This window comes from Komagataeibacter xylinus (assembly GCF_009834365.1).
Taxonomy (GTDB): Bacteria; Pseudomonadota; Alphaproteobacteria; order Acetobacterales; family Acetobacteraceae; genus Komagataeibacter; species Komagataeibacter xylinus_D.
In genome coordinates this window covers 2,947,981-2,966,187 of the sequence record NZ_CP041348.1, presented here as the reverse complement: position 1 = coordinate 2,966,187, position 18,207 = coordinate 2,947,981, and the positions used below count along the sequence as shown (strand labels likewise).

Below are 18,207 nucleotides of genomic sequence, written 5' to 3'. Positions count from 1 at the left end.
CGCCTTTTCTCAAAAAGGCGGCATTCTTTAAAGCTTTCTGAAAAAAGCTTCACAAAAAACTTTGTTATGTTTCCGCCCCTACGCAGGCGGGAGCGGGTAGTGGCAGGCCACTTCATGGCCGGGGCGGATGACGCGCAGGCCGGGTTCCTCCATGCTACACCGCGCCTGTGCCTGCGGGCAGCGCGTATGAAACCGGCAGCCCGCAGGCCGGTTGACCGGGCTGGGCACATCGCCACGCAGCAGCATGGCTGGCGGCGCACCCACCACGGGGCACGGCACGGCTGCGGTCAGGGCGGCGGTGTAGGGATGGGCGGGCGCATGCAGCACGTCATCCGTCTCGCCGCATTCCACAATCGCGCCGAGATACATGACCGCGATGCGGGTTGAAATCTGCCGCACCACCGCCAGGTCATGCGCCACGAATACATAGGTCAGTCCCAGCCGCTCGCGCAGATCAGCAAACAGGTTGACGATCTGGGCCTGCACCGACACATCAAGCGCCGAGACCGGTTCATCCGCCACCACCAGTCGTGGCGAGAGCGCGAGTGCGCGGGCAATGTTGATGCGCTGGCGCTGCCCACCTGAAAAGGCATGCGGGTACCGCGCAAGCGCTGAGGCAGGCAGGCCGACCAGCGCCATGAGTTCATGCAGCCGCGCGGTGATCGTGGCTGCCGTGTGTTTGCGCCCGTCGGGCGCCGGATGTACGCGCAGCGGCTCGGCCAGCAGGTCGCCAATACTGCGACGCGGGTTGAGGGCTGCGGTGGAATTCTGGAACACCATCTGCATGGCCGGACGTAGCGGGCGCAACTTCCGTTCGCTCAGGGTGGTGATGTCGCGCCCTTCAAACAGAACCTGCCCCGATGAGACATCATCAAGCCGCAGCATGCACCGCCCCAGCGTGGACTTGCCACAGCCGGATTCCCCCACCAGCCCCAGCATCTCGCCGGGCATGACGCGCAGCGATATGCCATCAACCGCCCTGAGTTTCTGCCCACGGGGCAGGCGGTAGGTCCTGTGCACATCGCGCAGTTCCAGCACGGGGGTAAGGTCACTCATGCTGGCGTGGCCTGTGTGGTAGCGCGGGGTGGCAGGGGCCTGCCTTCGGCGGGGAGCACGCAGGCGGCCTGCTGTCCGGCCCCGATGCTGGTCAGTGGTGGCGGGGCAGGCAGGCAGGTTGCGTGCACATAGGCACAGCGCGGGCCAAAGGCGCAGCCGGCAGGTCGCTCCTGTGGCGTAGGCGGCACGCCCGCAATGGCGGGCAGGCGGTGCGGGCGGGTGCCGTAAAGCGGGGGGATGGAGTCCAGTAATGCCGCGGTATAGGGGTGGGCAGGCCGGGCGAACAGGGTGGCGGTTGATCCGCTCTCTGCCATGCGGCCGGAATAGAGCACGAGCGTGCGCGAACAGGTCTGGGCCACCACGCCCATATCGTGTGTGATGAGCAGCACGGAAGAGCCATGGCTGTGGCGCAGGCCGCGCAGCAGTTCAAGGATCTGGGCCTGCACGGTTACGTCAAGCGCGGTTGTCGGTTCATCGGCAATCAGCAACGTGGGATTGCATGAAAGCGCCATGGCGATCATGGCACGCTGCCGCAACCCGCCCGAGAGCTGGTGCGGATAGCGCTGCGCCGTGCGGGCGGGATCGGGCACGCCCATCTCGGCCAGCAACGCCACCGTGCGGGCCCGAGCGGCACTGCGCGAGAGGCGCTCATGCGCGCGGATCTGCTCATCAATCTGCCAGCCGATGGTATAGACCGGGGTGAACGCCGTCATCGGGTCCTGAAAGATCATGGCGATGTCACGCCCGCGCAGCCTGCGCAGGGCGCGCTGCGGCATGCCCACGAGTTCCTGCCCGCGAAAACGCGCCGAGCCGCTGATCTTTATTCCGGGGCTGTCGATCAGCCCCATCAGCGCCATGGCCGTGACCGACTTGCCCGAACCTGACTCACCCACCAGCCCCACGATTTCGGCTTCATCCACGCTGAAGGACACGTTCTCGACCAGTGGGATCATGCCGCCATTCGCGGGCACGCTCACGCACAGGTTGCGCACATCGAGCAGGGGCATGGAATCAGCGGGCATCACGCACCCTTGGGTCAAGCAGCAGGTACACCATATCCACCACCGCATTGGCCACCACCACGAAAATGGCGGAATACATGACCGTGGCCATAATAACCGGCAGGTCGAGATTGGTGAGCGCCCGATAGGTCAGCCGCCCCACGCCGGGCAGGCCGAACACCACCTCCGTCAGCAGCGCGCCGCCACCCACAAGCTGCGCGAAATCCAGCCCGAACAGCGAGACGAACGTAACCAGCGCGGTGCGCAGCCCGTGGCGCAGCATGACCCGCGTGGGTGAAAGTCCCTTGGCGCGGGCGGTGCGCATGAAGTCCTCGCCTGCCAGTGCGACGAGATCGGCCCGCAGCACCCGGCTGTAGATGCCGATGAACATGACCGCCAGCACGATCCATGGAATGACAAGCGCGCGGAACCACCCGCCCGGGTCCTCGCTGAACGGCACATAACCCAGTCCCGGCACCCATGAGAACAGCCATGTGTCGTGATAGCGGCTCTGCGTCATCAGGTTGGTGACCTGCCCCAGCCAGAACACAGGTATGGAAATACCGGCCAGCCCGGCCATCATGAGCGTGCGGTCCACCCATGTATCCTTAAAAGCTGCGGCCAGCGTGCCCATGATGATGGAAGCGCTGACCCAGATGAACGCCGCCCCGCATACGAGGCAGGCCGTAACCGGGGCCGCCTGCAGGATCTGCGGCACCACCAGTTCGCCCCGGTCGGCGTAGGAGGCGAGGTCGCGGGTGACGAACAGTTTTTTCATCATGGTCACGTACTGCACCGGCAGGGCACGGTCGAAGCCGTATTCACGGCGCACTTTTTCCATGATCTGCGGCGAGGCATTGCGACCTGCGATGCGCGCGGTGGGGTCGGCACCCGGTGTGGCGAAAAACACCGTGAACACCAGCACCGACACGCCAAACAGCACGAGCAGCGTCTGGCCGAGACGGCGGAGCAGGGCAGGGATCATCGTGCGCCCTCGCGCCCGTCAAGTGCATCGCGCAGGCCATCGGCCACGATATTGAGGGCAAGCACTACCGCCACGATGGCCAGACCCGGCGCGACCGCAACAAGCGGGCGGGTATAGATCAGGCCCTCGCCACCCTGAATGATGGTGCCCCATGACGCCTGTGGCGCCTGCACCCCCAGCGAGAGGAAGGACAGCGCACTCTCCGCCAGCAGGGCCAGCGCCATGAGCAGCGGGCCGAGCGTTGCCAGCGTGGTGCTGATGTTGGGCATGATGTCAAGCAGCATGATCCGCCACCCCGGCACGCCAAGGCTGCGCGCGGCGGTGACGAACTCCGCCTGCCGCAGCGCCAGCACCCGCCCGCGTATGGGGCGTGCGGCATAGGGCACGTAAACCAGTGCGATGATGAAGATGGGAATAAGCAGGCTGTCCGCCCCCAGCACGAATGGTCCAAGATGGATTTGCTGGCTGACCATGACGATGGAAAGCGAGATGGCAAACAGATAGACCGGCACCGCCCACATGATGTCCATGATGCGGGAGAGGACAACATCGATCACGCCACCGCAGAAACCCGCAACGATGCCCGCAAGTGTTGCCACCACAAGGCACAGCACGGCCGCGCAGGCCGAAATGAGCAGGGAGTTGCGCCCGCCATAGAGCAGGCGGGCGGCAAGATCGCGGCCCTGGCTGTCAGCGCCGAGCAGATAGGCGGCATGCCCCGTGGGGCCGATGGGGCTGAGGCCGAGATGCAGCGGATTGTCATTGGGCTGCATGATGTCCACCTCCTGTCCATCGAGCACGATGCTGCCGGCCACGTTTGAGGCGAAGGGATCGCTGTGGGCCACATCATGGGCATAAAGCGGAGCCAGCAGGCAGGCGCAGGTGATGAATGCCAGCACGCCCAGCGCGCCCATGGCCGACCTGTTGCGCCCGAACGCATGCGCGGCAAGTCGCCACGGGCCGGAAGGAAGGGAAGGAGAAGGCGAAGACATGGTTGGCGGCGCACCCGGATGCTTGCGGACTGGTTCTGTCCGCCACTATAGCCCGGTCTGCTCCGTGTGAGGGAGTGCCTGCGGCAATTTTATGTTACGGCATTGCACCGGCGGGCGAAGGGGCTATGGCATGAATTGGGTTTTTCAGGCCAGAAGACGGTGCATTTTCGTGCTGAAACCCAGCATGGCGTGCAGGTCGGTCCGCCACGTGGAAATCTTCAGACCATCTTCATTAATAAATCTGATATCTTCCAGGTTGGTCTGGAAGGAGACGGTTTTATTTAGACAATATTTATCGGGAAAAATGATTTTGTTATTGAACAATAAACCATGTCATCAATTAAGTAATATGGCCAGAACGTAAAAAAATTTGCGACGCCCGGATCATGCACATTCACCAGAAAATAGGTTTTTCTGTTTATGAACAGCCTTTCAGATGGTGTAAGCCACTGTTCCTGATATTGACGTGCATTGAAAAACGTATTGTTTGAAAAGAAACGTTCAGAAAAAATCGCCAATTTTTATGATGTCATCATAAAGGCGGCCTCCACCGGTAAAAAAATATTCAACATCCTTTACCCTTAAATGTCACCTGAAAAAAGTGTTACAGAAAACATTCTGTTATCATGAGGGAATTTCTGGAAACAGAACGGTTTTCCATTCAATTTATGGAATGAATGATTGGAACAGATAATGACAGGACTGCTACCGTGTCCATGCTGTGAAGCATTGACCATCTCGGAATATGGCGACTATGAAATCTGTATGATCTGTAATTGGGAAGACGATCCCGTGCAGTCAGCAGACCCGGACTTTTCAGGTGGGGCAAACATTCTCAGCCTGAATCAGGCCAGAACCTGTCATTCAAAGTCTAACAGGCCCTAGTTTTCCAGTAACGATATGGCCGTAGCAAAGCTTGGCGCGAGCGGCAGCAGCGGCGTGAGGGTGGCCTGCCAGGCGTGGTACAGATCAGCCTTGCCCTTATAGACCACGGCGGATGGCCGGTTGTGCTGGTCGAGTTCCTGTATCCAGCCGCCGCGTTTGCGATCGATCATGTAAAGGTCGATATAATTCCATATCGTGCGGTACCATTGCTCATATTGCGCATGCCCCGTGCGCTTGAGCAGGGCGGCGGCAGCAGTCATGGCCTCGGCCTGACACCAGTGGGGGCGGTTATGCACCACGGGCTGGTGGTTCCAGTCGATGGTATAGACCAGCCCCGGCGCGCCATCACGCGCCCAGCCAGTTTCCATGCCACGGTGGAACAGCGCTACCGCATCATCCACAAGCCACGGCGGGGCATGACCCTGCGTGCGTAGCAGGGCGGCTTCCAGCTTGAGCAGCAGGTGAGACCATTCCACGAAATGCCCCGGCGTCATGCCATAGGGACGCAGGGCGTCAGTCGGGGTGTCGCGGTGGTAGTCGGGCAGTAGCGTCCAGTTCCGGTCGTAATGTTCGGGCAGGAAATAGTCGGCCTCACGGGCTAGCGTATGGATGAAGCGCTCCACCACGCGCAGCGCGCGTTGCCGCCACACGGGGTTGCCCGTTACGTCCGCCACCGCCATGCAGGCCTCGACTGAATGCATGTTGGCGTTGGCGCCGCGATAGTTTTCCTCATCCGACCAGTCAGCGGCAAAGCTTTCACGAAAGACGCCTTCCTTCTCGCTCCAGAAATGGTCTTCCCATACCTTCAGTGCCGCATCGAGCAGCATGCGCCCCTCCGGCACACCCGCAACTGTTGCGGATGAAGCGGCGAGGGCCACAAAGGCATGCAGGTAGGCCTGCTTGCGGGCATCCGACGGGCGGGCGCCATTGGTGGGAGGTGTCAGGAACCAGCCATCATGCTCATGGTCACGCAGGGGGCCGAGCAGGCAGGCCACGCCATGGGCGGCCAGCGGGCCGCAGCCCGGCAGGCCGCGCCCGGAAGCCACGGCATAGACATGGGTCATGCGCGCGCTGAGCGTGCTGTCTGCCGTGGCGGGCGGCGGCAGGGCGCCGTCATCATCAAGGGCAGCGAAGCCCTGCGCCACGCGTGATGGCTTGGAGAAATCAAGCAGGCGCTGGCCCTGCATGTCGAGCCAGCGGCGATGGGGTGAAAGGCGCAGCCATGATGCGGCAGGCAGCATCAGGGCAGGTAGCGGCTCAGCCATTGACGATCATGCCGCCATTGACGTGCAGGGTCTGCCCGGTCACGAACGATGAATCCTGCGCTGCCAGATACACATAGGCCGGACCTAACTCACTGGGCTGACCCACGCGGCCAAGGGCTGTCTTGTCACCCAGATGGGCAACGGATTCCGGGTCAACCGGCCCCCAGCTTGCGGGCTGCAGCGGGGTCCAGACCGGGCCGGGGGCAACGGCATTTACCCTGATGCCCTGTGGCGCAAGCTGTAGCGCCAGCGCGCGGGTAAAGCCCATCTCGGCTGCCTTGGTGGTGGTATAGGCTACGAGCGAGGGATTGCCCGCAAAGGCATTGATGGAAGACGTGTTGATGATGACGCTGTCACGCCCCAGATGTGGCAGGGCAGCGCGGGTGAGGTAGAAATAGCCGTTGATATTCACATCCATGTGATGCTGCCACATGTCATCGGTAATATCGGTCAGGTCTTCGCTGACATACTGCACGCCTGCATTGTTCACCACAATGTCGAGGCCGCCCAGCGTATCGACGGTCTGCCTGACCGCATCATCACATACGGCGCTGTTGGCTACGTTGCCGCGTATGGCAAGTGCGCGCACACCTTCAGCCTTGGCCAGGCGCACCGTCTCGTGTGCGTCTTCATCTTCTTCAAGGTAAAGTATGGCCACATCGGCACCCTCGCGGGCAAAATGCAGCACGGCAGCCCGCCCGATGCCGCTATCACCGCCGCTGACCAGTGCTCGGCGTCCCTTCAGCTTGCCACTACCGCGATAGCTCTCGCGGATATGTTCGGCCTGCGGATTCATCAGCCGCTCTACGCCGGGCTGGTGGGGCTGGCTCTGGGGGGGGATGGTGGTGGTCATGCATGCGCTCCGTCATGGTGGAGGAAGGGCAGGGTCTTGCCCCGCCTCCACCTAACGCACGCACTGCACGGGATGTTGCCTGCGCATTTTCCTGCGCTGGCCTGGTGTTACCAGCGCCCGCCGGAGCCTGCGCGCATGCGCGCGCCATGGGGGCTGTAGCCATTATCGTAATGACCATCCTGCCATTCCCGATGGTAGCGGTGGTGGTGCCGGCCGTCGGCGCAACTGGTCATGGACAGGGTAAGGGAAAGGATCGCGAGGATCTGTAGGGTCCGGCTCATGGGGATCTCCTGTGACTGCCGACAGGCAACGTGGCAGGAGGCGGAAGGTTTGGGCGGGTGCAGAGGAATATCTGCATCACACCCGGCTGTCTTGTCTTACAGCAAACGGTGCAAAACGGGCCTGCCCGGCTTTTCCTGCCCCGGCAGGCCCGGCGTAGAGACCTTTTGTTTAAAGAAAGAAGATCATCGCCGTCGAGAGCGCGAAGGCAATGGCCAGCAGGGCCGGACCCATGATGTCCCACCGGCTGGCATAGCCGGGGTTGTCCGTGCCGGTGTTAAAGGCACGCCGTAGATTAAGCTTCATTGATGCCTCCTGTATCCGGGGCTTGCTGCCGATCAGGTGTACCTGTCGGGCTCCGTGTTCATATGAAGATAAAGGATAACCATAACGCCAGTGTCAGCAGGACCATGCCTATGCCGACCAGATCCATGACACCGGGGTTTGTGCGGTAACGTGTGCCCATATTCATGGCAACCTCCCTTACGGGGGGACATGTCCCGCCCGATGGAGGTGACGTGGGATGCACCAGGACTGCCGGAAAGAGGGAAAAGGCCGGATAGATGAGCCATTCCATCACGTTTGTGGCATCGTCAGGTGCATGCCCTCTAAAGGGGGCACGCAAGCCTGCCTTCAGGTGCCGCCTTTTTCAACAGGGCGGCTGGTGGATCGGTAAAGTGCGGCCCTGTGGTTCAGGGCCGCATGCGGGTTCAGCCCTTGGCCTGTGCCGCGTCGATCTCAAGGGCGAGCTGCGCCATTTTCAGCGCGCCCGCGCGGCTCGCCGCCCCGCAGATGAAGCGGGCGGGGTGGGCAAAGACCGCATCGGCAACGCCTGACACGCTTGCCAGCGTTGCGCCATCAAGGCCGCGCCAGGCCTCGGGCAGCGAGACGCGCTGGCCAAAATCACCGCGTACGGGCGGAATGGCCTTGACGTTCCAGCGATCGGGGGCGGCGGGGGAGACGACATAGACAACCGGCAGGTCGTGGTCGAAAATGACCTTCTCGGTCGGCATGCCGGTTTCCATGAGCAGGATGCGCTTGTCCTCCGCCTGCGCATAGGCGGCGAGCACGCGGCTTTCCGCCTTGAGGCTGGCGCGCACGCGGTCGATCATGTTGACAAGATGCCCCGCCACCGCCACCGCTGCGTTGGCGAAGCCTTCGGTCTCGCGGGTTTTTGCGGCATCGGGGCCGTACAGCTCCACCGTATCCCATGTGGGGCGACAGGCGGAGACGATATCGGCCAGCGAGAGCTTGCCCATCTTGGTCACGCCGTTATCGTCAAGGTCGATAGGCAGCACAAGCGAGCGGTCAAGACTCTGCCAGATGGCGGCAACCTCGGGTTCTGGCGCCGGATTTTTCAGGATGCTGCGGATGGCGGCCATGCCGTAATCCTTCCACAAAAGCCCGGCCGCGCTATAGGGCGTGCCATCCTCGCGCAGGGGCTTTTCCTTCATGTGGTGGTCGTAGCGGCCTGTGGCGGGGTCGTATTTTCCGCCCACGTCAAAAACGATGTCGGCTGCGGCAATGCGCTCGGGCGAGCGGGTGCGCGCAAATGTCAGCCGCCCGTCTGGGCCGGTGCCCATCACGCGCCCGCGCAGGTCACCATCGGGTGCAAGCGCATAATGCAGGATCACATAGCCCAGCGTCTCATCAAGGTGGAAGTTACCTGAATGCGTCACCGCGCTGACGGGAGCGGTGGGGTTTTCAAGACCGATGGGCGTGTGTTCTGACATAAGGCGACCTGCTGCGGGCAAAAGTGAATTTGATAGTGCCGTCATGCCGCAAACCCCCCAGCAAGACAATGGGCAGTTTCAGGTGCCGGACTGGGGGTGCCAGCCATCGGCCTGCCTGGCAAAAAGCGGGATATGGCCCAGTGCATGCACCGGCGGGACGGTGCCGGGGCAGGCTGCCTCCAGCGTTGCGCGCCAGGCCCAGCCTTCGGTCAGCACGGCTGCCATGGCCACGACGCATGCCCCCGCGCGCTCAAGCAGTTGCACGGCAGCCGCAGCCGTGCGCCCGGTATTGAGCACATCATCAATCACCACCACGCGCTTGCCGCGCACGCGTTCCACCAGTGCCGGGTCAAGGTAGAGGTGTTTTGTCTGGTCCGGGCTGGTTGAGGAGGTAAGCGGGATGGCAAGGCTGTCATCGTACCAGAATTTACGCGAGTGCCCCAGCGCTACGTAATCATTCATGCCAAGCTTTTCTGCCACGGGCCGGGCATAGGCCAGCCCCATGGTGGGCACCCCAACGATCGCCTCGGGCGCCAGCGGGCTGATCATTTCGGCCAGCAGGCGGATGAACTGGCGTTCGACCGCAAAGCTGGTCTGGTTGGCCATGAGCAGGGCAATGGCCTGCTCGCCGCCAGGCAGGGCGCGCAGCGGCAGGGTGAGGGTAGAGCCATCATGCAGCCGCACCGGGTAGGATTGACCATAAGGCGGAGCAGCGGCGGGTGCGCCATCAGGCGACCATGTGGCGTGGTAGGCAGGCAGGGTCACGGATCAATCAGTCCCGGTCATGGTGTGGGTCAGGTCGGGGCGCAGTGTTGCGCCCCGACCTGCATGATACACACCCCCGGCAGTTCAGGCGATGGTATCGACCAGAATGATCTCGGCATCCTCAAGGGCGCGCACGCTTACGGTCTCGATGTCGGACAGGGCCGCACCGTCACGCTCGCCCACCCGCACGCCGTCTATTTCCACCGCGCCGCGCGCGGGCACCAGGTAGCCCAGACGCTGCGCACCCAGCGTGTAGGTGGCTGTCTGCCCTTTGGCCAGGGTGGCACCAAGCACGCGGGCATCGGCATTGATGGGCAGGGCGTCGTCATCCCCCGGCCGCCCCGAGGCCAGCACCACGAACTGCCCGGCCCGCTCATTGCGCGGAAAAGCCCGCGTGCCCCATGAAGGCGCATGGCCCGCGCGGTCGGGCATGATCCAGATCTGGAACAGGCGCGTGGCCACCGCGTCGCGGTTGTATTCGCTGTGGCGGATGCCGGTGCCAGCCGACATCACCTGCACATCGCCCGCCTCGGTGCGCCCGGTATTGCCCAGGCTGTCGGTATGAGTAATGGCCCCTTCACGCACGAAGGTGATGATTTCCATATCCCGGTGTGGATGGGTGCCAAAGCCGGTGCCAGGTGCGATCATGTCGTCATTCCATACCCGCAATGCGCCCCAGTGCATGCGGGCGGGATCATGATACCCCGCAAACGAGAAATGATGCCGTGCATCAAGCCAGCCATGGTCGGCGTGGCCCAGCAGGCCAAAGGGTCGGACTTCGATCATCGGGTTTCTTCTTTTTCTGTTGCCCTCATGGTATCGGACCGAAGCTGGCGTTTATATGGAAATGAATGAAACCTTTCGTTTCCCATTTTTGCATCCTTTATGCATGCCAGGGCGGGGTAGAGACAGGAACACGCAGATAAGTTAGGGAAACATATGGCGCGCACCCTTTCCCGAGTTTGCCTATGAGACTGCCGGATTTCGAGGCCTGGGCCATTTTTGCAAAAGTGGCGGAACGCGGCTCGTTTGCCCGTGCGGCAGAGGACATACAGCTCTCCAAGCCCACTGTATCGAAGGCCATCAGCCGGCTTGAGCAGTCGCTTGGCGTGGCCCTGTTCAACCGCAATTCGCGCCAGATGTCGCTGACCGAGACCGGGCGCATGCTGCTTGGCCATGCCAGCACGATCGTGGCCGAAGCCGAGGCCGCCGAGACACAGGCCCGCGGCGGCACGCGCGCGCCTTCGGGGCTGATCCGCATGGCCGCCCCCATGACCTTTGGCATACAGCACCTGGCCCCCGTGCTGCCCGAATTCCTGCGGCACTACCCCGAAATCGACCTCACCATCGATTACAGCGATGCGCTGGTTGATCTGGTGGCAGGCGGCTACGATCTGGCGCTACGGATCGCGTCGCTGGCTGATTCGTCGCTGCGCGCCCGGCGGCTGTGCAGCGTGCGGCTGGCGCTGGTATGCACGCCTGACTATCTGGCGCAGATTGGCGCGCCGGAACATCCGCGCGCGCTCGCGCGGCACAAGAGCTTTGTCTATACCAATACCGCAGCCCCGGGCATGCTCCGCCTGCACCATGAAAGCGATGGCCGGGAATTCGTGCTCTCGCAAACAGCACGGCTCAGGGCCGATAATGCGGCCGGTTTCCTGCCCGCGCTCGAGGCGGGGCTGGGGTTTGGGCTGTTCCCCGAATTCATGGTGTGGGAGGGGCTGAAGGCAGGCCGCTTCGTGCGCATGTTGCCCGGCTGGGAAGCCCCGCCGGTGGGCCTGTACCTGATCACGCCCTCAAGCGGGCTGCGGCCCATCCGGGTCAATGCGTTTATTGATTATCTGGTGGGCGCCTTTGGTCATCCACCCTGGGCGCAGGAAAGCGGCTGCCCTTGAGCAGCAGGAGTTTCCCCCGGCGCAACGGGCCGGGGGGGGAGGCCGGATCAGGCAGTGAGCTTGCGCGCGAGCCCGGCCACGTGCTGGCCAAGATAATGCGCGCCATCAAGCTCGGTGGGGCTGGGCTGACGCGAGCCGTCGCCTGCCGCGATGGTGGTGGCGCCGTAAGGCGCGCCGCCGGTGACTTCATCCACCCTGAGTTGGCCCTGAAAGCTGTAGGGCAGGCCGGTAATGACCATGCCGTGGTGCAAAAGGTTCGACATAAGCGAGAACAGCGTGGTTTCCTGCCCGCCATGCTGCGATGCGGTGGAGGTGAACACCGCGCCCACCTTGCCGACCAGCGCGCCCTTGAGCCACAGGCCGCCGGTCTGGTCCCAGAAATTGGCCATCTGCGAGGGCAGGCGACCAAAACGGGTGGGCGCGCCCACGATGATTGCGTCATACTCCGGCAGTTCCGCCGTAGTGGCGAGAGGGGCGCTCTGCTCTGTCTTGAAATGGTGGTTTTTGGCTACATCTTCAGGCACGAGTTCAGGCACGCGCTTGACCACGGCCTCCAGCCCGGCCTCGCGCACGCCTTCGGCCACGGCGTGGGCCATCGTTTCCACATGGCCGTAGGATGAGTAATACAGTACGAGAACCTTGGGCATGATCATGACCTTCCGCTATGTTGCATGCTGCCTTACCGGATCTGCCCGGCAGGAGCCTTAACAATACGGCTCAATGGGCCTGCCGATACGCCAAAATTGGAAACGCTTCGTTTCCGGGAGTTGAAAGCTGCCTGCGGGCAGAAATGCATTTTCAAACAAATTATTGATAATAAGCGACAAAATTTATGAGGGCAGAGGCAGGAACATGGTTGCCGTGACCCCGTCTGCACGCCACTGCATGTCGAACGTGCCCGAGCAGGCCTTGACGATACGGCTGATCAGACGCAGGCCCTGCCCGTGCGCGCCGGGTGTTGTCAGAGCGGGCTGGGCTGCATGTTCCACCCATTCCAGCCGCACTTCGCCCGGCTTGCCCCGCCAGTGCAGGCTGATGCACCCACCCGTGCTGACCGCGCCGTATTTGGCTGAATTGACGCATAATTCCCCGATCACCAGCGCCACGGCATCGGCCGTGCGGCGGTCAAGGCTGACGTCAGGGGGAATATCAAGCGTGAAACAGTCTTCCGCCGCACCGAAGAAGGGGGTGACCAGCACTTCGATCAGTTCCCGCAGGTCGGCTGCCGTTGTGTCATCATCAAACAGGGACTGCGCGCGGGCCAGCGCCATGATACGCTGCTCCATATCCGCCACGAATTCACCAAGCCGGGGGTCATGACCGGCAAAGCGGCGCAGGAGGCTGCACACGATGGTATAGCTGTTGCGCAGGCGGTGGCGCATTTCCCCGATCATCACCCGCAGGGCTTCGCGGTCGTTCTCGGCCTGGGTCACATCGCGCGATATGCTCAGAAAGCCGATTGGCCTGCCGCCATCATCGCATACCTGCGTTATGCTGACTTCCCACCAGCGCGGGTCGTTTTTGGCAGTGGGGCAGGCCCCGCGAAAACGGGCGGTCTCGCCCAGACGGGCGGATCGGAAGGCGCTTTCTATATCGGGCTGGAGTGCATCGGGCCATAACCCGGCCCATTGTGTGCCTGCAACCTGCGTAAAGGAGTCAATTTCCATGGCGCACAGGCCATTGGCATTCATCCAGATCAGGTTGCCATTGCAGTCAAGCAGTTTGACGCAATCCGTGCTCTGTTCAAGGACGCGAGCGAGATCCGTGGCCGTAAGCGAAGCACGTGTTAACATGCATACACGTTATAGCAAAAAAACCATCGGCGGAAGGCACTCAATCGGGGAGGCGGTTCGTGCATGTGCCTGTTCATGGAAGTGACTTCCGGCCCCGCGGGCTTTATAGAAGGGGCAACACGGGGGCCGGGCGTGAATGCGCGCACCATCATGGTTCCGGGCCTTCCTCTGGCCCGGCCGGATACGGCCCCGGCACCCATACGGATACAGGCGGAATCATGCGATCGATTATAGAATACATCCGGCAGATCAACGCGGAGCGCACACCGGTGATGAATCTGTGCGCCTGCCTGTGCGTTGTGGTCATGCTGGGACTTGCCAATCTGGTCTGCCACTACGTGCTGCATACTGACATGTCTTTTCTCATGCCCTGGATGCTGGCGGCCACGGCGCTGTATTTCTTCATCCCCGCGCTGGTGTTGTGGATTGCAACGGGCAGCCCGTCGGGCAGGTAAAGACGGGCTGTGGCGTTTACGGTGCAGGCTCGGGCCGGGGCGTGAGGGTCCACACGTTTTCCCATGCCGGGCAGGCGCCTTTAAGGCCGCCGGGCACGGCGTGCCGTGCCACGCGGGCTGGCAGGAATGTCGTGGCGTAATACTGGCGCACCATCGTTTCATCCACCGCGAAGGGTGGACCCGCCCGGCATGACGGGTCATATTCCAGGCAAATGAGCAGTTGCGGCGCGGCATGGGTCAGGGCAACGAGGTGGCGGGCATAGGCCACCCGCATGGGAGCGGGCAGGGCGATCAGCGCCGCGCGATCATAGACGGCGTCTACTGCTCCAAGCTGTTCCGGGGCAAGATCAAGGATATTGCCAACAAAGACGCAGAGTTTTCCCGCCTCGAAACGCTCAAGCGCGCCGAGGGGTGTGACATGCGGCACAAGGCCGAGTGCTGCAAAAAGGCGTGTTACGGCAATGCGGCTGAGTTCGCTGCCCACCACCGTGTAGCCCCGGGCCAGCAGCCAGTGAATATCGAGGCTCATGCCGCACAGGGGCACGAAAACCCGCGCGCCTGCAGGCAGGTGCAGAATGGGCAGATAGCGGGTGAGCAGGGCATTGGGAGCGGGTTCATGAAAGCCGGTCTCGCCGCGTTCCCACTTCGCCTGCCAGAACGCTTCATCCATCAATATATGCCTTTTTGCCTGCAACAGTGCTGCCTGTGGTAGCGCGTTCCTTCTGGCGTGAACAGACTGGTCCTGTCGCCGGGCCTTTTATCGCCACGCGCCTGCCTGTGTCATGCATTCTGCAAAAAAGTTGCGGTGCGAGGCCTGGCTGACCCCGATGGTCGTTGCCGTATAATCATTGCCGAGCGAACGGCCCTCGCATCTGGCTTCAATGTTGCGGTAACGGCTGCTATCCGTGGGAATGACAGCACTATGCCCCGCCATGTAGCCATAGACTGAATTGACATGGTTATGGGCCCGTAGCCGCGAGGGCAGGCCGATATGATAGCTATGGCTGGCCGCAGGCCGGGGCATGGCCGCGAGCATCGTGACGGACAACGCCACAATGGTGATCCTTTTGAGCATGAGCAATACCTCACGTGGGTTTGCAGCACTTTTAAGGGGTCAATGTTACGGAATTATATGCGGATATCGATTTTTTGTTTCAAATGGATTATATATTATTCATCTTGCAGCAATAAAAGCTGGTCCTACCAGCCCATGTTACCCGGCCCGCTCCAGCCACCGCCCAAACTGCCCCACTCGCCCTGCGGGCCGCCATTGCCGTGATCCGATGCTGCGCGCGCATTGTCATCAAGGCGCGGGTTGTGATCGGCGCAGGCGGCCAGTGATGCAACACAGGCAAGGAGCATGAAAAAGCGCGGGACCAGACGCATGGCGGCATGCATCTTATCAGGTGGCGGTAGCTTGGGAGGGCGCGATTGCATAACAGAGCGGCTACCGGCTGCAAAAGCACTGTGGCACGTGCACACGCATCAGACGCGACCGGGGGTGCGACCCCGGCCCAGGTGGATGGCCGGGCAAGCCGGGGCCGCGGGCACCATGATACGTCGCCCCCATGCAGCACTGTGTAAAGAAGCCTGACAGAACGTAACGCAGGGCAGATCCTGTCATCATGACGACACTCAATCCATTCTGGCCGCAACAAGCGCAAATTGCGCGGGCGCGTACACGGCTACTCCGTGGCGGCGCAGGAGCGCTGCGGTGACCCCCATCCCGGCATGGCGCGTGCCGGTAAATGCGCCGTTATAAATAAAGCTGCTGCCACATGAAGGGCTGCCATCCATAAGCAGTGCGAGTATGCAGTGATGTTTCCGGGCCATGGCCAGCGCAAGATGCGCGCCTGCCACGAACGGGGCCGATACATCCTGCCCGGTCGCTTCATGCACCTCGGCCAGCCCATCCAGCACGGCCGCGCCATCGCGCCCCTGCACAATTTCAGCCGGGGGGCGGGGGGTCATGAGACCGGCCTGCGTTTCGGGGCAGCAGACCGTTACACGCCCTTCCGCCTGCCATCGCGCAAGGCTGTGTTCCATCAGGGGACGGGCCGAGCCATCATACCGCACGGGCAGCCCCGCCAGGCAGCCACTGATCAGCAGGTTTGGTTTCATGCTTCCCACCCTGCCACGAACGGGCGGCAAGGAAAACCGCCATGGAGCACGCGGGCAAGGCAAGAGGCACAGAAACAGAAACGGCGGGAGCCGAAACTCCCGCCGCACGGTCTTTCTTCATCACGGATGTGTCGACCAACACATGTGCCCAAGCCTAAGATTGTTATGACACGATGTCGCATGAAAAAAATGCAGCCCTACCATCTGTTAAAGCGTTGTTGGAAAAGGACATCCCGTCTTGCAGCGCCAGGTGTTTCGATAACGAAACATATACTTTTGCGGATGCAGCCTGTAAGCTCATGGAAGGCCTTGAGGGCAGGGCCACATTCAACGCGCCTTGCCTGCATGTGGCCATCAATGCAGGTGGGGCAGAAAGGCAGGACATCATATGACGGATGGCACCGTGATATTCTGGCATCCATCTGCCCTGACCAGGCAGATCAAGAGGATATCAGGTAGTAAATGCTGGTAAATCAAGGCGTGAGCGTGCACACGCATATCACGAAGCAGGAATTCCTGGCTGGAAGGAACAATGACGCGTGACCCAGTGGAATATGATTTATCAGATTTCCATAGTAATCCGTAACGGCATCCTGCTGTGTTTTTTAACATGGGCGGTGATGCGGCTGGCCATGTGGGCGATCGAATTCATGTTCGGCTCGGGCGGGGATGAGTAAAGGCGCGCCCGTGGCTTGACCGGGGCAGGGGCAGCACGGATGATGGCCCGCATGTTGCCACCAGGGATTGACCGGGCATGCAGTGGAACACGCTTCTCAGGACCGAACGCCTCAACGACCCCGACTACAGGCAGGAAAAGCACCGCCCCGCCTATATGCAGGACATGGACCGCATTCTGTTCTCGCCGCCGTTTCGCAGGCTGGCGAACAAGACCCAGGTTCATCCGCTTTATGATAATGACCATGTGCACCATCGCCTGATCCACAGTCTTGAGGCCGCGACAGTGGGGCACTCGCTGGGCACCGAAGTGGGGTCGTGGCTGGCCGATGACCTCAAGGCCCTCACGGCTGATCAGGTCAAGGTCGTGGCGGGCCTCGTACAGACGGCGTGCATGGCGCATGATATCGGCAACCCGCCTTTTGGCCATTCCGGTGAAGAAGCCATCGGGTCATGGTTCAAGGAAAAATTTGCAGCAGACCGCGATATCATGAGCGATATCCCGCCTGCGCAGCGTGTCGAATTCAATGCCTTTGAGGGCAACGCGCAGGGTTTTCGCATCCTTACCCGCACCGAGATGTACCGGAACAAAGGCGGCATGCGGCTTGCGCTGGGCTCGCTTGGGGCCTTTACCAAATATCCGGTTTCAGCGCCTGTCCGGCTGGAGGCGGGAGCTGGGGGCATGGTGGACGGCACGGCCTATATTGGCCTCAAGAAATACGGTTTTTTTGAAAATGACGTGCCCACCTTCGCGCATGTCGCAGCTGAACTCGGCCTCCGGCGCACGGATGTGCATGATGCCAGCGGGCAGATCATTGGCTTCTGGTGGCGGCGGCACCCGCTGGCCTTCCTGATGGAGGCGGCGGACGATATCTGCTACAATATCATGGACCTTGAAGATGCCTACCTTTCGGAAGATATCAGCTTCGAGGTGGTAACCAACCTGCTTGGCGCGCTCACGGCCCGCTCGCGCAAGGAGTATCCTGAACGCAGCCGTGCCGATATTGTCTCGATATACCGCGCCAAGGCCATCAGCGGCGCGATCGGGGCCTGCGTGGATGCCTTTCGTGAGAATTACGCGGCCATCATGGATGGTACTTTCCCACGTTCACTGGTTGAGGCCTCGCGGCTTGGCAAAGAATTCCAGGACATAAGGCAGGTGGCGCGGACCGAGATCTTCAACGCAGCGCGCAAGACGGAACTCGAGGTTTACGGGCGCAATGTCGTCTACCGCATTCTTGATGGTCTCCTGCCCCTCTTCAACGAATTGCGGGCCGTGGAATGGGACTGCGCCGGGCTGAGCGCCTATCATGCGCAGTTGGTGCGTGCCCTGCGGCTGCCGGTTGCCCATGTCACCAATGCCTATGACGCCCTGCATGCCCTGACTGATTTCGTATCAGGCATGACAGATCGCTATGCCGTGAAAGTGGCGGACATGATCGGGCGGCGCTAGC

At 61.8% G+C, this 18,207-nt stretch carries 23 protein-coding genes; 5 read left to right on the top strand and 18 right to left on the bottom strand.

The genetic code is table 11. The features are described 5' to 3' along the window. Positions 1-78 precede the first annotated feature (78 nt). The 5 genes from FMA36_RS14355 to FMA36_RS19910 all read right to left on the bottom strand — a co-directional run bounded on the left by FMA36_RS14355 (position 79) and on the right by FMA36_RS19910 (position 4,552). The gene (locus FMA36_RS14355; protein WP_159262996.1) at positions 79-1,056 is read right to left on the bottom strand and encodes an ABC transporter ATP-binding protein; all 978 of its coding nucleotides are present in this window, start codon (positions 1,054-1,056) and stop codon (positions 79-81) included. Further along, on the bottom strand, positions 1,053-2,078 hold the full coding sequence (locus FMA36_RS14350; protein WP_159262995.1) for an ABC transporter ATP-binding protein: 1,026 nt from the start codon (positions 2,076-2,078) through the stop codon (positions 1,053-1,055). The genes FMA36_RS14355 and FMA36_RS14350 overlap by 4 nt, the downstream gene beginning before the upstream one ends. Beyond that, a complete protein-coding gene (locus tag FMA36_RS14345) occupies positions 2,068-3,042 on the bottom strand; it encodes an ABC transporter permease (protein ID WP_159262994.1) in 975 nt (324 codons plus the stop codon). Before FMA36_RS14345 ends, FMA36_RS14350 begins: the two co-directional genes overlap by 11 nt. Then, the gene (locus FMA36_RS14340; RefSeq protein WP_159262993.1) at positions 3,039-4,034 is read right to left on the bottom strand and encodes an ABC transporter permease; all 996 of its coding nucleotides are present in this window, start codon (positions 4,032-4,034) and stop codon (positions 3,039-3,041) included. Before FMA36_RS14340 ends, FMA36_RS14345 begins: the two co-directional genes overlap by 4 nt. A 281-nt stretch (positions 4,035-4,315) precedes the next feature. Then, entirely contained in the window at positions 4,316-4,552 is a 237-nt protein-coding gene (locus tag FMA36_RS19910; protein WP_159262992.1) for a hypothetical protein, read from the bottom strand. Positions 4,553-4,727: 175 nt separating this feature from the next. Here FMA36_RS19910 and FMA36_RS19905 point away from each other — a divergent pair, with 175 nt between their 5' ends. Beyond that, positions 4,728-4,919, top strand: coding sequence for a CPCC family cysteine-rich protein (locus FMA36_RS19905; RefSeq protein ID WP_159262991.1), 192 nt, complete (start codon positions 4,728-4,730; stop codon positions 4,917-4,919). On the opposite strand, the gene FMA36_RS14325 is transcribed toward FMA36_RS19905, so the two are convergent. The 7 genes from FMA36_RS14325 to FMA36_RS14300 form a co-directional block, all read right to left on the bottom strand. Next, on the bottom strand, positions 4,916-6,184 hold the full coding sequence (locus FMA36_RS14325; RefSeq protein ID WP_159262990.1) for a D-mannose isomerase: 1,269 nt from the start codon (positions 6,182-6,184) through the stop codon (positions 4,916-4,918). The genes FMA36_RS19905 and FMA36_RS14325 overlap by 4 nt on opposite strands. Then, entirely contained in the window at positions 6,177-7,037 is an 861-nt protein-coding gene (locus FMA36_RS14320; protein ID WP_159262989.1) for an SDR family oxidoreductase, read from the bottom strand. Before FMA36_RS14320 ends, FMA36_RS14325 begins: the two co-directional genes overlap by 8 nt. Positions 7,038-7,144: 107 nt before the next feature. Further along, the gene (locus tag FMA36_RS14315) at positions 7,145-7,318 is read right to left on the bottom strand and encodes a hypothetical protein (protein ID WP_159262988.1); all 174 of its coding nucleotides are present in this window, start codon (positions 7,316-7,318) and stop codon (positions 7,145-7,147) included. A gap of 169 nt (positions 7,319-7,487) precedes the next feature. Further along, on the bottom strand, positions 7,488-7,622 hold the full coding sequence (locus FMA36_RS19770) for a hypothetical protein (protein ID WP_276612584.1): 135 nt from the start codon (positions 7,620-7,622) through the stop codon (positions 7,488-7,490). 404 nt (positions 7,623-8,026) lie between these two features. Continuing rightward, on the bottom strand, positions 8,027-9,049 hold the full coding sequence (locus tag FMA36_RS14310; protein WP_159262987.1) for an MYG1 family protein: 1,023 nt from the start codon (positions 9,047-9,049) through the stop codon (positions 8,027-8,029). Between the two features lie 78 nt (positions 9,050-9,127). Continuing rightward, the gene (locus FMA36_RS14305) at positions 9,128-9,814 is read right to left on the bottom strand and encodes a phosphoribosyltransferase (RefSeq protein WP_240906383.1); all 687 of its coding nucleotides are present in this window, start codon (positions 9,812-9,814) and stop codon (positions 9,128-9,130) included. A gap of 84 nt (positions 9,815-9,898) precedes the next feature. Next, positions 9,899-10,600 (bottom strand): pirin family protein, encoded by a 702-nt coding sequence (locus tag FMA36_RS14300; RefSeq protein ID WP_159262986.1) that lies wholly within the window; start codon positions 10,598-10,600, stop codon positions 9,899-9,901. Positions 10,601-10,782: 182 nt separating this feature from the next. Here FMA36_RS14300 and FMA36_RS14295 point away from each other — a divergent pair, with 182 nt between their 5' ends. After that, positions 10,783-11,709, top strand: coding sequence for a LysR family transcriptional regulator (locus FMA36_RS14295; RefSeq protein WP_159262985.1), 927 nt, complete (start codon positions 10,783-10,785; stop codon positions 11,707-11,709). 47 nt (positions 11,710-11,756) lie between these two features. On the opposite strand, the gene wrbA is transcribed toward FMA36_RS14295, so the two are convergent. Further along, positions 11,757-12,356 carry an NAD(P)H:quinone oxidoreductase gene (gene wrbA, locus FMA36_RS14290; RefSeq protein ID WP_159262984.1) on the bottom strand — a complete coding sequence of 200 codons (600 nt, stop codon included), beginning with the start codon at positions 12,354-12,356 and terminating at the stop codon, positions 11,757-11,759. Between the two features lie 183 nt (positions 12,357-12,539). After that, positions 12,540-13,502: a sensor histidine kinase gene (locus FMA36_RS14285; RefSeq protein WP_159262983.1), complete on the bottom strand. Its 963-nt coding sequence runs from the start codon at positions 13,500-13,502 to the stop codon at positions 12,540-12,542. Between the two features lie 218 nt (positions 13,503-13,720). On the opposite strand from FMA36_RS14285, the gene FMA36_RS14280 reads away from it, so the two are divergent. Continuing rightward, entirely contained in the window at positions 13,721-13,957 is a 237-nt protein-coding gene (locus FMA36_RS14280) for a hypothetical protein (protein WP_159262982.1), read from the top strand. A 16-nt stretch (positions 13,958-13,973) separates the two neighbouring features. On the opposite strand, the gene FMA36_RS14275 is transcribed toward FMA36_RS14280, so the two are convergent. From FMA36_RS14275 to FMA36_RS14260, 4 genes are all read right to left on the bottom strand, one after another. Continuing rightward, entirely contained in the window at positions 13,974-14,627 is a 654-nt protein-coding gene (locus FMA36_RS14275) for a thiopurine S-methyltransferase (protein WP_159262981.1), read from the bottom strand. A gap of 87 nt (positions 14,628-14,714) precedes the next feature. After that, complete coding sequence (locus FMA36_RS14270; RefSeq protein WP_159262980.1) at positions 14,715-15,032, bottom strand: hypothetical protein; 318 nt, start codon at positions 15,030-15,032, stop codon at positions 14,715-14,717. 125 nt (positions 15,033-15,157) lie between these two features. Next, positions 15,158-15,343: a hypothetical protein gene (locus FMA36_RS14265; RefSeq protein ID WP_159262979.1), complete on the bottom strand. Its 186-nt coding sequence runs from the start codon at positions 15,341-15,343 to the stop codon at positions 15,158-15,160. A gap of 249 nt (positions 15,344-15,592) precedes the next feature. Continuing rightward, a complete protein-coding gene (locus FMA36_RS14260) occupies positions 15,593-16,078 on the bottom strand; it encodes a 2-thiouracil desulfurase family protein (protein WP_159262978.1) in 486 nt (161 codons plus the stop codon). A 539-nt stretch (positions 16,079-16,617) separates the two neighbouring features. Here FMA36_RS14260 and FMA36_RS14255 point away from each other — a divergent pair. Beyond that, complete coding sequence (locus FMA36_RS14255; protein ID WP_159262977.1) at positions 16,618-16,755, top strand: hypothetical protein; 138 nt, start codon at positions 16,618-16,620, stop codon at positions 16,753-16,755. Between the two features lie 77 nt (positions 16,756-16,832). Next, positions 16,833-18,206, top strand: coding sequence for a dGTP triphosphohydrolase (gene dgt, locus FMA36_RS14250; RefSeq protein ID WP_159262976.1), 1,374 nt, complete (start codon positions 16,833-16,835; stop codon positions 18,204-18,206). The last annotated feature ends 1 nt before the right edge of the window (position 18,207 follow it).